11 protein-coding genes and 1 pseudogene are annotated in these 15125 nt (G+C 65.5%); 3 read left to right on the plus strand and 9 right to left on the minus strand.

Annotated elements, in window-relative coordinates:
• Positions 1-121 precede the first annotated feature (121 nt).
• Both EOD29_RS06570 and EOD29_RS06575 read right to left on the minus strand, forming a co-directional pair.
• The gene (locus tag EOD29_RS06570; RefSeq protein WP_245457363.1) at positions 122-865 is read right to left on the minus strand and encodes a phosphatidylcholine/phosphatidylserine synthase; all 744 of its coding nucleotides are present in this window, start codon (positions 863-865) and stop codon (positions 122-124) included.
• 75 nt (positions 866-940) lie between these two features.
• Positions 941-1864: a phosphatidylserine decarboxylase gene (locus tag EOD29_RS06575; protein WP_348630411.1), complete on the minus strand. Its 924-nt coding sequence runs from the start codon at positions 1862-1864 to the stop codon at positions 941-943.
• Here EOD29_RS06575 and EOD29_RS06580 point away from each other — a divergent pair.
• Positions 1761-1988: pseudogene (locus tag EOD29_RS06580) on the plus strand (SMP-30/gluconolactonase/LRE family protein); the annotation flags it as partial. The gene EOD29_RS06575 and the pseudogene EOD29_RS06580 sit on opposite strands and share 104 nt — an antisense overlap.
• Here EOD29_RS06580 and EOD29_RS06585 read toward each other — a convergent pair.
• From EOD29_RS06585 to EOD29_RS06600, 4 genes are all read right to left on the minus strand, one after another.
• Positions 1967-2308 (minus strand): antibiotic biosynthesis monooxygenase, encoded by a 342-nt coding sequence (locus tag EOD29_RS06585; protein ID WP_127246222.1) that lies wholly within the window; start codon positions 2306-2308, stop codon positions 1967-1969. The pseudogene EOD29_RS06580 and the gene EOD29_RS06585 sit on opposite strands and share 22 nt — an antisense overlap.
• A gap of 133 nt (positions 2309-2441) precedes the next feature.
• Positions 2442-4325, minus strand: a complete 1884-nt coding sequence (locus EOD29_RS06590; protein WP_127246223.1) for an ABC transporter ATP-binding protein/permease — start codon at positions 4323-4325, stop codon at positions 2442-2444.
• 7 nt (positions 4326-4332) lie between these two features.
• Positions 4333-4680, minus strand: coding sequence for a metalloregulator ArsR/SmtB family transcription factor (locus tag EOD29_RS06595; RefSeq protein ID WP_067321203.1), 348 nt, complete (start codon positions 4678-4680; stop codon positions 4333-4335).
• A 130-nt stretch (positions 4681-4810) separates the two neighbouring features.
• On the minus strand, positions 4811-6406 hold the full coding sequence (locus EOD29_RS06600; RefSeq protein ID WP_127215987.1) for a LysM peptidoglycan-binding domain-containing protein: 1596 nt from the start codon (positions 6404-6406) through the stop codon (positions 4811-4813).
• Positions 6407-6522: 116 nt separating this feature from the next.
• On the opposite strand from EOD29_RS06600, the gene EOD29_RS06605 reads away from it, so the two are divergent.
• Positions 6523-7134 carry a TIGR00730 family Rossman fold protein gene (locus EOD29_RS06605; RefSeq protein ID WP_066997348.1) on the plus strand — a complete coding sequence of 204 codons (612 nt, stop codon included), beginning with the start codon at positions 6523-6525 and terminating at the stop codon, positions 7132-7134.
• A gap of 70 nt (positions 7135-7204) precedes the next feature.
• Here EOD29_RS06605 and EOD29_RS06610 read toward each other — a convergent pair whose 3' ends face one another.
• Positions 7205-8095, minus strand: coding sequence for a LysR substrate-binding domain-containing protein (locus tag EOD29_RS06610; protein ID WP_127246224.1), 891 nt, complete (start codon positions 8093-8095; stop codon positions 7205-7207).
• 116 nt (positions 8096-8211) lie between these two features.
• On the opposite strand from EOD29_RS06610, the gene EOD29_RS06615 reads away from it, so the two are divergent.
• Complete coding sequence (locus EOD29_RS06615; protein WP_127246225.1) at positions 8212-8502, plus strand: muconolactone Delta-isomerase family protein; 291 nt, start codon at positions 8212-8214, stop codon at positions 8500-8502.
• 302 nt (positions 8503-8804) lie between these two features.
• On the opposite strand, the gene EOD29_RS06620 is transcribed toward EOD29_RS06615, so the two are convergent.
• Positions 8805-12023: an efflux RND transporter permease subunit gene (locus EOD29_RS06620; RefSeq protein WP_127246226.1), complete on the minus strand. Its 3219-nt coding sequence runs from the start codon at positions 12021-12023 to the stop codon at positions 8805-8807.
• Positions 12020-15121: a multidrug efflux RND transporter permease subunit gene (locus EOD29_RS06625; protein WP_127246606.1), complete on the minus strand. Its 3102-nt coding sequence runs from the start codon at positions 15119-15121 to the stop codon at positions 12020-12022. Before EOD29_RS06625 ends, EOD29_RS06620 begins: the two co-directional genes overlap by 4 nt.
• Between the last annotated feature and the right edge of the window lie 4 nt (positions 15122-15125).

Genomic DNA, 15125 nt, shown 5'->3' on the forward strand with positions numbered 1-15125 from the left:
TTGTAGAGCGCCAACTTCTCATGTTAGGCGCTTTCCCCTCTCTTGCGATTTCTAACACTTAGCTTCGCTAAGATGTTGAAATGGCTATTTCCCCCACAACGGGGGAGATAGGGCGCAGTGCTTACCCGATATCGGAAGGCGGCACCTTCTCGCCTTCGCGCATGGCCCGCTTCGAATAGGCCCGCACCGAGAACGGCAGGAAGACGAGGTAGCCGGCGACCGATGCCGTCAGCGTGTACCAGGGATAGGCCATCAACAGCAGGATGTAGAGCACGACGCCGAGGATGACCGGAAGCACTCTGTCTCCCGGCACCTTGACGCTCTTGCCCGAATAGACCGGCAGCCGGCTGACCAAAAGGAAGGCGACGAGCACGGTGAAGCCGGTGGCGACGAAGGCCGCCGGCCGGGTCGGTTCCAGGCCGAGCCGCAGGAAGTAGAGATAACAGGGCAGCATGACCAGCACCGCGCCCGCCGGCGCCGGGACGCCGACGAAATACTCGGTTTGCCAGGCCGGCTGATCGGTGTCGTCGGCCAGCACATTGAAGCGAGCGAGCCGCATGCCGCAGGCGATGGTGAACAGGAGCGCCGCGATCCAGCCCGGCGAGCCGGCGCGGTCGAGCAGGAAGGCATAGAGCACCAGCGCCGGCGCGACGCCGAAATTGACGATATCGGCCAGCGAATCCATCTGCGCGCCGAACTTCGAGGTCGCCTTCAGCATGCGCGCCAAGCGGCCGTCGATGCCGTCGAGGAAAGCGGCGAGCAGCACCATGACCACCGCCGGCTCGAAGCGGTCCTCGAAGGCGAAGCGGATGCCGGAAAGGCCGGCGCAGATCGCAAGAACGGTCACCAGATTGGGCAGCACCATGCGCATCGGGATCTCGCGGATGCGCGGGCCGCCGCTGGCGTGTGCCTCGAACTTCTTGAAAGGCGCGCCCACCGCTCAGGAAATCCTGACCAGCGGGGCGACCGCCGCGCCGCCGAACTCGGCAAGCACCGTCTCGCCGCCTACCGCCGTCTGGCCGACGGCGACGCGCGGCACGGCGTTCGACGGCAGGAAGACGTCGACGCGGGAGCCGAAGCGGATCAGGCCAAAACGCTCGCCGATGCCGATCGAGCCGCCCTGCTCGGCCCAGCAGACGATGCGGCGCGCCACAAGGCCGGCGATCTGCACGGCGGCGATGGTGCCGTTGGGGCTGTCAATGACCAGGCCGTTGCGCTCGTTCTCGGAGCTTGCCTTGTCGAGCTCGGCATTGAGGAATTTGCCGGGACGATGCTCGATCCGCGTGATCCTGCCACGCACCGGCGCGCGGTTGATATGGCAGGAAAAGACATTCATGAACACCGAGATACGGGTCATTTCGCCCGTACCCAGACCAAGCTCGCGCGGCGGCACGGCAGGCCCGACCGCCGAAACCACGCCGTCGGCCGGGCTGACCACCAGCCGGTCGTCGACCGGCGTGACGCGCTCTGGGTCACGGTAAAAATAGATGCACCAGCCGGTGAGGATCAGCCCGAGCCAGAACAGGATCGAGGAGAAATAGCCGAGGAACAGCGTTGCCGCGCCGAAGGCGGCGATAAAGGGATAGCCCTCGCGATGGATCGGAACGAACGTATTCTTGATCGTATCGAGAAGCGTCATAGGGCTTGGGGCGGTCGCTGTTTCAGGTCCGGTCTGAATAGCGGAAAGCCCCCCTCCCCGCAACGCAACAATGGGAGAGGCGAATAGCGAGGGACTCATAGCCGTGATTTTAGCGCCGGCCTGTGTCAGGGTGCGCGAGGGCGGCGCGAAAATCGACAAGGTCGAGGTCGATCGGGGCTGCTTTGCCTGCATGTTGGGCGGTGCCGACGGCAGGACGCTGTACATCACCGCCGCCGAATGGCGCGGCTTCGAGAACATGGTCGGCGACGCCCGCACCGGCCAGTTGCTGGGCGTCGTCGCGCCTGCACCCGGCGCGGGCTGGCCGTCTTACGCCTCCGGCACGCGCTGATAGTGCGCGATATCCGCTTTGACCCCGAGGCGGGCGATCGTTGCCTGAGGGCTGAAGGCGATGCTCTCGTGCGCGGCCTTGACGATCGGCACGACGTTGTCGACCGCGGCCTGGCTTTCCCATTCGACCATGGTGACGATGTTGAATTCGCCGGGGCCGGAGAACTGCTCGAGCAGGAAGTCCTGCACGAAGCCGTCCTGCTGGCGCAGCAATTCGTGCGTCATCCTGACCTTGCCGAGGATCTCGTCGCGCGCTTCCGCCGGCACGACGAATTTGTCGACCCGGAACACGCTGCCAGCGCGTTGATCTTTATTACCCATTTCGATCGGTCTCCGTTCTTGGAAGGCTTGCTTCGCAGGGGTTCGGAGCCGGTTTGCAAGCTCAAGCTAGGTTGAGGTCAAGGGGATTTTGCGCCGACTTCTCCTTCTCCCCTTGTGGGAGAAGGAAGAGGCGCTAGCTCACCTCCGACGTCCTTCTCCGTACGATCACGCCGAACTCGTCGCTTTCACGCGCAATGCGCAGGCGCTCCTCGGCTTCGGTGGCTTCGCGCTGGCGGTCCCACATCGAGGCGTAGAGGCCCTGCTGGCGCAAGAGTGCGGCGTGGGTGCCGCGCTCGGCGATCTGGCCGTCCTTCAGCACGATGATCTCGTCGGCCGAGATCACCGTCGACAGCCGGTGGGCAATCACAAGGGTGGTGCGGCCCTTGCTGACGAGGTCCAGCGCCGCCTGGATCTCCTGCTCGGTCTGGGTGTCCAGCGCCGAGGTCGCCTCGTCCAGCATCAGGATCGGCGGGGCCTTCAGGATCGTGCGGGCGATCGCGACCCGCTGCTTCTCGCCGCCCGACAATTTCAGCCCGCGCTCGCCGACCATCGAGCGGTAGCCGTCGGGGAGTTTTTCGATGAACGGCCCGATCTGGGCGAGTTCGGCGGCCTTGCGCACCTCCTCCTCGCTGGCGCCGATGCGGCCATAGCGGATGTTGTAGGCGATGGTGTCGTTGAAGAGCACCGTGTCCTGCGGCACCATGCCGAGCACCGCGCGCAGGCTCTCCTGGGTGACGTCGCGGATGTCCTGGCCGTCGATCAGCACCTGGCCGCGCTGCACGTCATAGAAGCGGAACAGAAGCCTGGAGATGGTCGACTTGCCTGCGCCGGAGGGGCCGACGATGGCGACCGTCTTGCCGGCCGGCACCTCGAAGGAGACGCCCTTCAGGATCTTGCGGTTTGAATCATAGGAGAAGTGCACGTCGCGGAACTCGACCTTGCCGGCACTCACCTTCAACGGCCCGGCGTCCGGCTTGTCGACGATCTCCTGGGGCACGTCGAGCAGGTCGAACATGTGCTCGATATCGGTCAAACCCTGGCGGATTTCGCGATAGATGAAGCCGATGAAGTTGAGCGGCACCGAAAGCTGCATCAGCATGGCGTTGATGAAGACGAAATCGCCGACCGACTGCGTGCCGGCCTGCACCTCGAGCGCCGACATGCACATGACGATGACCGTGCCGAGGCCGAAGATAAGACCCTGGCCGAAGTTAAGCCAGCCGAGCGAGGTCCAGGTCTTGGTGGCGGCAATTTCATAACGCGCCATCGAGCGGTCGAAGCGCTCGGCTTCCATGCGCTCATTGGTGAAATATTTGACCGTCTCGAAATTCAAGAGCGAGTCGATCGCCTTGGTATTGGCGTCGGTGTCGCTTTCGTTCATGTCGCGGCGGATCGAGATGCGCCAATCGCTGGCCTTGACCGTGAACCAGACATAGATCCACACGGTGACCGCGACCACGGCGACGTATTTCCAGCCATAGGTGTAGGCGAAAATGCCGGCCGTCAGCGCGAATTCGAGAATGGTCGGCGCCGTGTTCAGCATGACGAAGCGCACGATCGTCTCGATGCCCTTGGTGCCGCGCTCGATGATGCGCGACAGACCCCCGGTGCGGCGCTCAAGATGGAAGCGCAGCGACAGCTGATGCATGTGGACGAAGGTGCGGAAAGCAAGCTGGCGCACCGCATATTGGCCGACGCGGGCAAACAGCGCGTCGCGCAGCTGGTTGAAGCCGAGCTGGACCAGCCTCAGCACATTATAGGCGATGACCAGCATCACTGGCGCGAGCATGAAGGCGGGCAGCGGCGGCGGCGTCTTCGAGGCGTGGGCGAGCGCATCTGTTGCCCATTTGAAGAAATAGGGACCGGCGACCAGGGTGACCTTGGCGACGACGAGAAGCAGCGTCGCCCAGGTGACGCGAGCTCTCAAGTCGGCACGGTCGGCCGGCCACATATAGGGCCACAGATTGCGCAGAGTGGTGAGGGTGCCGGTTTCGGCGGAGACGGTCTTGTCGGCCATTTTGTTCTTAGCTTTCTTTCATGCTTTCGCCGCAGCAGGAATCGACCAGGGCCGCGAGCGACGCCGAGACCTCGGCGAGCGTAGCGCGGTCCACCGCGTAGCGTGAACGCTGGCGATCCGCCTCGAAGCGGACGAGCCCTGCTTCGACCAGGATCTTCAGATGCTGCGAAACGGTCGACTGGGCGAGATCGAGATGATCGACCACCTCGCGGCAGGAGCAGCAGCTACTGGCCGAGAGATGCTTCAGGATCTCAATGCGTGCCGGATGCGACAGCGCCGCGAACCGCGTGGCGATGCCGCGGCTGTCGAGGGCTCGGCTATTGAGGGCGCGGTTGACGGATAGGGATTCGGTCATCGTTCATCGCCGATAAACGATGGAGGATGAGAGGGCAAGCCAGGCGGATGGGCAGCAGGTGGAGTGTCGAACGCCGGCGGGGCAGCGCCCCTCTGCCCTGCCGGGCATCCCCACGAGGGGGATTGCGCTCTTACTCCGTCTTTGGCGCCGTCATCTGGTCACCCATGGCCTTCATGTCGGCCGGCTCGCCTTCCTTCGACTTGCCGGGGACCTTGAAGACCTGACCGGGCCAGATGCGGTCGGGATTGCGGATCTGATCCTGGTTGGCGAGATAGATGGTCGAGTAGCGCACGCCATGGCCATAGACGCGCCGCGAGATGCGCCAGAGCGTATCGTTGCGGCGGATGATGACGGCTCCATCGACGTGTTCGAGCTTCGGCGCCATGGTTTCAGGCACGTCGGCCGCAGGATTCGCTTCGGCGACCTCGGCCGACGTGTCGGCGGTCGCGGCGGGCTTGCCCGCTTCTTCGGTAGCGGTGGCCGGCGCCGTCGTCTCGGCGGGATTGGCCGCCCCGGACTTCGCCTCCGCGGGCTGGGACCCCGCACCCTGGGCGAGCTTGCTGTCGGCGGGCTTGGTCTGGTTGGGCGCGACGGCGGCAATCGACTCGCCGGGCTCGCGTTCGAACGGGACAGCGGCGCGGGCGACGACCTTGACGCCGTCGTCGGCCAGGCCGTCGACATGAATGGTGTGGTTGCCGACCGGAATGTCGCGCGCCGCCTCGATCAGGAAATGGCCGTCAGGCGAAGTTTTCGCCTCGCCAAGCAGTACATCGTCGGCATAGGCGCGCACCTTGCGGCCGGGATCGGCCCTGCCCGCGACGAAGATCTTGCCGCCGTCGATCTCAACCGCCTCGACGGCGATCTTCGGTTCGTCTGCGGCGGCGTTCTGGGTCGCGGGAGCCGAAGCCTGATCCGTAGCTGCCGGTGCCGTTGCAGCCGGCGCCGCCGCCGGGGCAGACGCCGCCGGCGCGGTTGCGGCCGGGGCCTGCGCGTCCGGGTCGGCTGCCTGACCGGTGGCGGCAGGTGCCGCTGGCTTGGCCGCGGGCTGCGGAATGGTCAGCAATTCGGACGGCTTGCCCGGCTCCTCGACCATCGCCAGCACCTGGCCGGTCGGGCTCTGCGGCACCGAGACGACGGCGGTCTGCGCCGAGGCGACGGCGACGCCGCCAGCGGTCGAGCGCAGCGTGATCGTGTAGTCGCCGGGCTTCAGCGGATCGTCGAGCACAATGGCGAAGGCACCATCGGGACCGGCATCGGTCGAGCCGAGCACCGTGCCGCCGTTCAGGACCTCGACCTTGGCATTGGGCGCCGCGCTGCCGGCGACGACAATCGAGCCATTGCCTTCGACGCGCACGACATCGAAGGTTGGCAGTGTGGGTCCTGCGGCGGCCGGCGCCTGAGCGGCCGGGGCGGATTCCGCCGGGGCCGTCGCGTTGTTGGCAGGCGCCATTGCATTGTTGGCGGGCGCCATCTTGTTGGCCGGCGCCATCGTGTTGTTGGCCGGCGCCATTGTATTGGCCGGGGCTTGCGCCTGCGGTACGCGCGCCTCGGTGGAGGTGCTTGAGGATTCGGCCGGCTTCGTGCCTGCCTGCGGCAGCGACGCGACCTGCGGCGGATTCTGCTTGTTGATGTATGGGTCGAGCGCGCCCGACCCGTAGGCGACCGCCGCGACGACGGCAACGCCGCCCGCCGCGAACAAAAACGCCTTGGAAGAATTGATAGCCATAATCTTTTCTGCCCCTTAGCCACCTAACGCCGGTCTAGCGTGTTTTCACCAAGCTCACAAGAAAAAGCCCGTCCTTGGGCTTGACCGCGCCAACCGTCCCTATCACCAATCATGACATGAACACGATTCGATCCGTCTGCGTCTATTGCGGTTCGTCTCCGGGCCGCGACGAGGCCTATGTCAAGGCCGGCCACCTGCTCGGCCGCTCGCTGGCGAAGTCCGGCCTGCGCCTGATCTATGGCGGCGGCACCAAGGGAATCATGGGCGCCGTCGCAGACGGGGCACTCAAGGCCGGCGGCAAGGTGACCGGCATCATCCCGCGCTTCCTGATCAACAAGGAGGCGACCGAGACCGCTCTCGACAAGCTCGACGAGCTGGTGATCACCGACAACATGCACGAGCGCAAGCACAGGATGTTCGAGAAATCCGACGCCTTCGTGGCGCTGCCGGGCGGCATCGGCACGGTCGAGGAGATCGTCGAGATCATGACCTGGGCGCAACTCGGCCATCACCGCAAGCCGATCGTGTTCGCCAACATCAAGGCCTTCTGGGACCCGATGCTGGCGCTCATCGAGCACATGTCGGGCGAAGGCTTCATCCACACCGCACATAGGGTGAAGCCGCTGGTGGTCAACGACCCCGAGGCCATCGTCGCCGCCATCATGGTGGCGGGCTCGTCGGTCGACGCGCCGACGGAAGGTGTGCAGGCGGTGATCGACAAAATGTAAGGTGAATGGTGAATAGTGCGGATCGCGTGAGCCGAAATTTGTCCACCGCCAGATAGCAACCATTCGCTATTCACCATTCACCGTTCACCGTCCTCCTCAAATCCTCAATCACCGCCCTCCGGTCATTGCGCCGCCAGGCGAGATGGATTTCAACGCTGCGCTTGAACCATGGCAGGTCGCGAAAGACGATGCCGGCCGGCGCAGCGCTTTGCAGGCTTTCCTGTACCGTCGCTAGGCCCAGCCCGGCGCTGACCAGGCCGAGCGAGGTCAAGGGATCGGCCGTCTCGTAGGCGACGTCGGGCACGAAACCGGCCTCCATGCAGGCCGCCAGGAACTGCGCGCGGTTGGTGTCATCGGGTTGGCGCACGACGGTGATCCAGACGCGGGCGTCAAGATGGCGGGGCCTGATGTCGCTCGCATCGACAAGCGGATCGCCTTCGGGGATCGCCAGCACCAGCGGTTCGCGCCGCACCAGCATGCTCTCGATATCCGGATCGCCTTGCGGCGCCGGCGCGTAGACGAATCCGAGGTCGAGCACGCGCTGGCGCAGATCCTCGAACTGCGCGGCCGTGCGGCGGCTTCTCAGTTGCAGATGAAAATCCGGCCGCTCGCGGCGGAATTCCCTGAGCATCGCGGCGATCAGCCCGGCATGCACCGCCCCCTCGACGTAGCCGATGGCGAGGCTGCCGGTCGCGCCGCTTGCAAGCTTGCGGCCGAGCTCCTCCAGCCGCGCGGCATTGACGAGCAGAGCGCGCGCCTCGGCAAGGAAAGCCCTGCCCTCGGCGTTGAGACGGACGCGCTGCTTCGATCGCTCGAAAAGCGTGACGCCGAGTTGCTCCTCGAGGTGCATGATCTGCCGGCTCAAGGGGGACTGCGAGATATGCAACTGCTCGGCGGCGCGGCCGACATTGCCGGCCTCGGCGACGGCGACGAAATAGCGGATCTGCCGCAGGTCGAGCATTCTGCGTCTCTATGATTTAAGTCCTTCAAGGTCTGATCTTTAACTTAATCAGTCTTGGACAGTCTGACCAGCCGGCGCGATATCTTCCGCATCAACCGGCCACAAAGGAGACCGCCATGCAGTTCTTTGCCCTTCTCACCCGCAACACCGAAAAGTTCAGCGATAGCGATTTCGCGCCGCTGCTTCCGGGCGAAGCCGAGCAGCGGCGCACGCTCTATGCGCAAGGCGCCGTGCGCCAGGTCTGGAACCGCGGTGACATCCCCGGCAGCGGCATGATGTTCGAGGCTGCCGACGACAAAGAGGTGCGCGGCCATCTCGCCACCCTGCCGATGGTCGAGGCCGGAATGATGGACATCGCGGCGATCGTGCCGCTCAATCCCTATCCCGGCTTCGGCCCGAAGCGCTGAGACCGGCATGAAGAGAGGTGCTGCCGCTCACCCGGCAGCACCTATAGACCAAAGATGCGACGCAAAAGGCCCGCTCGCGACGCCCCGGTGTAGCGCTCGGGCAATGGGCCGGGTGAGCAGGAATTGGTCGCGCCCTTCGAGGGCGCATCCGATGATGAAGCATCGTGCCAGTTCACGAAGCGACAGCACAGATCTCACGATCAAGCGCGTTGGGTGGCGTCGAGCGATATGAAGGCGCGCCGCCTCATGGGCCGAACTGTTTCGCTTCGCGCGGTCGAACGGTCCAAGGTCGCGGTGCCCGATCACTCCGCCGGCGCCACTCGCAGCGTCGGTCTGCGGGCGCTGAGCCGGTCGAGATAGAGATAGACGACCGGCGTGGTGTAGAGCGTGAGAAGCTGCGAGACGATGAGGCCGCCGTTGATCGCGATGCCGAGCGGCTGGCGCAGCTCCGCCCCAGTGCCGGTCTCGAGCGCCAACGGCAATGCGCCGAGCAAAGCCGCAAAGGTCGTCATCATGATCGGCCGGAAGCGCTGGAGGCTCGCCTTGTGGATGGCTTCTCGCGGCGCAAGCCCTTCCTGGCGCTCGGCCTGCAAGGCCATGTCGATCATCATGATGGCGTTCTTCTTGACGATGCCGATCAACAGGATGATGCCGATCAGCGAGATCACGTCGAATTCCATGCCGGTGACGATGAGCGCGAGCAGCGCGCCAATGCCGGCCGAAGGCAGCGTCGACAGGATGGTGATCGGGTGCACGTAGCTTTCGTAGAGCACGCCGAGCACGACATAGATCGTGGCGAGCGCGGCAGCGATCAGCAGAAGCTCGTTGAGCAGGTTGGAGCGGAAGGCGAGTGCCGTGCCGGCAAGCGAGCCGTGGATCGACACCGGCATTTTCAGCTCCGCCATGGCGCGGTCGATTGCCGCCGAGGCGTCGCCGAGCGTGGCGCCATCGGCAAGGTTGAACGAGATCGTCGTGGCGACGAAGTGGCCCTGGTGGTTGACCGAAAGCGGCGTGGTCGCCGGACCGTAGGTGCTGAAGGCGGCGAGCGGCACCATGGTCTCGGCCGAGGTGCTGACGGCGGCGCCGCTCGAGGCGCTGCCGTGGCCGGTGACGGCGATCGCATTGGTCGCCTGATTCTGCAGCGAGCCCGACAGGCTGCCGGCCAGCGCGTTGGTCTTCTGCGTGCCGCTCGCCGCCGCGCCCGAGGTGCTGACATAGATGCCGTTGAGCGCGCTCGGATCCTGCAGATAGCGCGGCGCGACTTCCATCACCACGTGATATTGGTTGCGGGCGTTGAAGATGGTCGACACCTGGCGCTGGCCGAAGGCGTCGTAAAGCGTGTTGTCGATGCTCGCCGGCGTCAGGCCGAGCCGGGCCGCGCTCTCGCGGTCGACGGTGATGTTGGTTTCGAGCCCGGCCTCGTCGCGATCCGAAGTGACGTCGGTTAGCTCCCGCGCCTGTTTCAGCAATTCGACGAGTTTCGGCGCCCATTCGTCGAGATCCGCGGTCGTATCGGCCTGCAGTGTGTATTGATAGGTGGCGAGGCTCTGGCGGCCGCCGACCCTGATCTCCTGGCGCGGGTTGAGGAAGAGCTGCGCGCCGGGCAATTGCCTGAGCTGCGCGCGCAGCCGCCCCAGCACCGCTTGCAGCGGCGCACGATCGCCCTTCGGCTTCAGGTTGACATAGACGAAGCCGGAGTTGGTCTGGCGGCCGCCGATGTAACCGACGACGTTCGCCACCGCCGGGTCGCTCTTCAGGATCGTCTCCAGCCGCTCGAATTTCTGCCGCATCAGTTGGAAGGAAATGGCCTGGTCGGCGCGCAGGCCGCCGATCAGCTCGCCGGTGTCCTGCTGCGGGAAGAAGCCCTTGGGCACGATCGTATAGAGGTAGACATTGAGCGCGACGGCCGCGATCAGGATGATGAGCATCGCCTCGGCATTGTCGAGCGACCAGGCGAGCGAGCGGCCGTAGCCGGCGCGGACGCGCTCGAAGACGCTTTCGCCGAAGCGTGCGAGGATGGAACGGCGCTCCGATCGGACTGCACCCGCGCGCAAAAAATGCGCGCACATCATCGGGGTCACCGTCAGCGACAGCACCAGCGAAATGGCGATCGCCAGCGACAAGGTCATGGCGAATTCCTGGAACAGGCGGCCGAGTATGCCGCCCATCAACAGAATCGGCAGGAACACGGCGACGAGAGAAGCGCTCATCGACAGCACGGTGAAGCCGACCTCTTGAGCGCCGACCAGCGCCGCCCGGCCGCGCGGCATGCCGTCCTCGATGTGGCGCATGATGTTTTCCAGCACCACGATGGCGTCATCGACGACGAAGCCGGTGGCGATGGTGAGCGCCATCAAGGACAGATTGTCGAGCGTGTAGCCGAGCAGGTACATCGCTCCGAAGGTGCCGAGGATCGAGACGACCAGCGCCACGCTCGGGATCAGCGCCGCGCGCCAGTCGCGCAAAAAGCAGAACACCACGAAGACGACCAGCAGCACCGCCAGCACCAGCGTCAGCTCGGTGTCGCGCAGCGAGCCGCGGATGGTGAGGCTGCTGTCCGACGCGATGCTGAGGCGCGCATCCGCCGGCACCGAAGCCTGCAGTGTCGGGATCAGCGCGCGCACGCGGTCGACCGTGTCGATGATGTTGGCGTTGGGCTCGCGATAGAGCACCAAAAGCACGGCCGGCACGCCATTGGCGAGGCCGAGATTGCGCACGTCCTCGACCGAGTCCTCGACATCTGCGATGTCGGCGAGGCGCACCGCCGCACTGTTGCGCCAAGCGATCACCAGGTCGCGATAGTCGGCGGCATGGCTCGCCTGGTCGTTGGTGTAGAGCTGGTAGCGGAGCGCGCCGTCCTCCTCGAAGCCCTTCGGACTGCGGGCATTGGCCGAGGCAAGTGCGGCGCGCACATCCTCCAGGCCGATGCCGTAATGGAACAGCGCCCCCGGATTGAGCTCCACCCGAACGGCGGGCAGCGACGAGCCGCCGAGGTCGACATTGCCGACACCCTCGACCTGGGACAGGCGCTGCTGCAGCACGGTCGCGGCGGCATCGTAGAGCTGACCGGGTGTGAGTGTGCGCGAGGTCAGCGCCAGGATCATCACCGGTGCGTCGGCGGGATTGTATTTGCGGTAGGTCGGGTTGCTGCGCAGGTCGGACGGGAGGTCGGCGCGCGCGGCGTTGATGGCGGCTTGAACATCGCGCGCGGCGCCGTTGATGTCCCGATCGAGGTCGAATTGCAGCACAACATTGGTCGAGCCGGTGCCGGAGCGCGACGTCATCTCGGAAACCCCGGCGATCTGGCCGAGATGCCGTTCGAGCGGCGCCGCGACATCGGTCGACATCGTGTCGGGGCTGGCGCCCGGCATCGAAGCCTGCACCGAGATGGTCGGGAAATCCACCTTGGGCAGCGGCGCGACCGGAAGATTGACGTATGCGATCAGGCCCGCCGCCGCCAATCCGATGGCCAGCAGCGTCGTGGCGACCGGCCTGGCGATAAAGGGCGCGGAGAGATTCACGGCGTGAGCCCGCCGGCCGGCGCTCTCGCTTCACGTGCCCCCGACCGCGTCAGTCTATCGAAGGCAAGGTAGATCACCGGCGTGGTGAAGAGCGTCAGCACCTGGCTGACGATCAGCCCGCCAACGATGGTGATGCCGAGCGGCTGGTGCAATTCCGAGCCGGCAAGGCCGCCAAGCAGGAGCGGAAGCGCCCCGAACAGCGCGGCCATCGTCGTCATCAGGATCGGCCGCAACCGCAGCAAGCAGGCTTCGTAAATCGCCTCGCGCGGGTCCAGCCCCTGCAGGCGTTCGGCCTGCAGGGCGAAGTCGATCATCATGATGGCGTTCTTCTTGACGATGCCGACCAAGAGCACGATGCCGATGATGCCGATCACGTCGAGATCGTGGCCGGCGAGCATCAGCGCCACCAGCGCGCCCACGGTTGCCGAGGGCAGCGTCGAGAGGATCGTCAGCGGGTGGATGAAGCTCTCATAGAGCACGCCAAGCACGACATAGACGGTGGCGACTGCCGCAAGCACCAGCAGCAGCTCGTTGGAGAGCGAGCTTTGCAAGGCAAGCGCGGCGCCTTGGAAGCCGGTGACCAGGCCGGCGGGCGGCTGCATGTCATGTTCCGCCTTGCTGATCGCCGCGGTGGCGTCGCCGAGCGAGATGCCGGGCGCGAGATTGAAGGATATGGTCGTGGCCGGGAACTGGGCGAGGTGGTTCACCAGCAGCGGCGCCTGCCGGACACTAATATTGGCGATCGCCGATAGCGGCACCTGGCCGGAACCGGAGGACGGCAGGTAGATCGAGCCCAGCGAAGCCGGCGTCTGGCCCACCGAGGCATCGGCTTCAAGGATGACGCGGTATTCGTTCGACTGGGTGAAGATCGTCGAGATGATGCGCTGGCCGAAGGCATCGTAGAGCGCGTTGTCGACGGTCGCTGGCGTAATGCCGAAGCGTGCCGCGGTGGCTCGGTCGATGGTGATGTCGACCGCAAGCCCGCTCTGCTGGCTGTCGCTGGCTACGTCGGCGAGCTCGGGAAGTGCCACCAGCGTATCGGTGAGCTTTGATGTCCACGTCGCCAGCTCGGCCGGATCCGAATCCTGCAGAACGTATTGGTACTGCGACGCGCTGGAGGTGGAGTCCACGCGCAGGTCCTGCACCGGCTGCATGTGCAGCGCGATGCCGGTCACGACGTCGGTCTCCCGAGCCAGCCGCCGGATGATCGCGCTGGCATCGGCCGCGCGCTCGTCGCGCGGCTTGAGATTGATCAGCATGTGGCCGCTGTTGGCGGTCATGTTCTGGCCGTCGACGCCGATGAAGGATGACAGGCTCGCGACATCCGGGTCCTTCAGGATGACATCGGCGAGCGCCTGCTGGTGCGCTGCCATGTCGGCGTAGGAGGCCGAGCCCGCGGCCTCGGTGACCGCCGAAATCGCGCCGGTGTCCTGAACCGGGAAGAAGCCTTTCGGGATGACAACATAGAGATAGACGGTGAGCGCAAGCGTGGCTGCGGCGACCAGCAGCGTCAGCGCCTGACGGTCGAGCACCCACCGCAAGGCGGCGGCATAGCCATTCGCGACAGCGTCGAAGCCGGCCTCGGCGCCGCGCGCCAGCACGCCCTGCCTGCGTTCGGATGGCGGCTTGAGGAGCCTGGCGCACATCATCGGCACCAGAGTCAGCGAGACGATGGCCGAAATGACGATGGCGACCGCAAGCGTGATGGCGAATTCGTGGAACAGGCGGCCGACGACGTCGCCCATGAACAGAAGCGGGATCAGCACCGCGATCAGCGAGACGGTGAGCGAGATGATGGTGAAGCCGATCTGGGCCGAGCCTTCGAGCGCGGCGGTGACCGGATCGTCGCCATGCTCGATGAAGCGCGAGATGTTTTCGATCATGACGATGGCGTCGTCGATGACGAAGCCGGAGGCGATGGTCAGCGCCATCAGCGACAGATTGTCGAGGCTGAAGCCCCAAAGATACATGACCGCGAACGTCCCGATCAGCGACAGCGGCACCGACAGGCTCGGAATGATCGTCGCCGGAATGTTGCGCAGGAACAGGAAGGTGACGAGCACGACCAGAAGCGCCGCCGTCGCCAGCTCGAACTCGACGTCATGGACTGAGGCACGGATGGTGGTCGTGCGGTCGGTCAGCGGCTCGACGGTGACCGCCGCCGGCAGGCCGGCGCGAAGCTGTGGCAGCAGCGCCTTCACCGAGTCGACGACGCGGATGACGTTGGCGCCGGGCTGGCGCTGGATGTTGAGCAGGATCGCCGGCGAGCGGTTTTCCCAAGCGCCCAGCTTCGAGTTCTCCGGCCCCTCTATGATATCGGCGACCTCGCCCAGCCTGACCGGCGCCCCGTTGCGGTAAGCGACGACCATATCCGCATAGGTCTTGGGGTCGCTGATCTGGTCGTTGGCGTTGATGGTGTAGGAACGCGCCGGCCCGTCGAAACTGCCTTTCGGCGTGTTGACGTTAAGCGTGCCGATGGTGGTGCGCAGATCGTCGATGTTGAGCCCCATGGCGGCCAGCGCCTTGAGCTTGACGCGGATTCGCACGGCCGGCCGCTCGCCGCCGGAGATGCTGACCAGCCCGACGCCCGGGAGCTGCGAGATCTTTTGCGCCAGCCGCGTCTCGCCATAGTTCTCGACTTCGGTCAGGGGCAGCGTCTTCGAGGTGATCGCCAGCGTCAGGATCGGCGCGTCGGCCGGATTCACCTTGGCGTAGATCGGCGGCGCCGGCAGGTCGGCGGGCAGAAGGTTGCCGGCTGCGTTGATCGCCGCCTGGACCTCCTGCTCGGCAATGTCCAGGCTGAGGTCGAGGCTGAAGCGCAGCGTGATGACGGAGGCGCCGGCCGAACTCCCCGACGACATCTGCTCCAGCCCCGGCATCTGGCCGAACTGGCGCTCCAGGGGCGCGGTGACTGAAGTCGTCATCACCTCCGGGCTGGCGCCGGGATAGAAGGTCTGCACCTGGATCGTCGGGTAGTCGACCTCAGGCAAGGCCGAGAGCGGCAGGAAGAGATAGGCGATCATGCCGACCACCAGGATGGTGGCCATGATCAGCGTGGTGGCCACCGGCCGCAGGATGAACGGCCGCGACGGGTTCAGCCAG

This window comes from Mesorhizobium sp. M1A.T.Ca.IN.004.03.1.1 (assembly GCF_003997555.1).
Classification (GTDB): Bacteria; Pseudomonadota; Alphaproteobacteria; order Rhizobiales; family Rhizobiaceae; genus Mesorhizobium.

Excerpts from the sequence above, each read along its gene's own strand:
- EOD29_RS06570 (WP_245457363.1), bottom strand. The coding sequence starts at position 865 with ATGGTGCTGCCCAATCTGGTGACCGTTCTTGCGATCTGCGCCGGCCTT.
- EOD29_RS06575 (WP_348630411.1), bottom strand. The coding sequence starts at position 1,864 with ATGTACAGCGTCCTGCCGTCGGCACCGCCCAACATGCAGGCAAAGCAG.
- EOD29_RS06585 (WP_127246222.1), bottom strand. The coding sequence starts at position 2,308 with ATGGGTAATAAAGATCAACGCGCTGGCAGCGTGTTCCGGGTCGACAAA.
- EOD29_RS06590 (WP_127246223.1), bottom strand. The coding sequence starts at position 4,325 with ATGGCCGACAAGACCGTCTCCGCCGAAACCGGCACCCTCACCACTCTG.
- EOD29_RS06595 (WP_067321203.1), bottom strand. The coding sequence starts at position 4,680 with ATGACCGAATCCCTATCCGTCAACCGCGCCCTCAATAGCCGAGCCCTC.
- EOD29_RS06600 (WP_127215987.1), bottom strand. The coding sequence starts at position 6,406 with ATGGCTATCAATTCTTCCAAGGCGTTTTTGTTCGCGGCGGGCGGCGTT.
- EOD29_RS06605 (WP_066997348.1), top strand. The coding sequence starts at position 6,523 with ATGAACACGATTCGATCCGTCTGCGTCTATTGCGGTTCGTCTCCGGGC.
- EOD29_RS06610 (WP_127246224.1), bottom strand. The coding sequence starts at position 8,095 with ATGCTCGACCTGCGGCAGATCCGCTATTTCGTCGCCGTCGCCGAGGCC.
- EOD29_RS06615 (WP_127246225.1), top strand. The coding sequence starts at position 8,212 with ATGCAGTTCTTTGCCCTTCTCACCCGCAACACCGAAAAGTTCAGCGAT.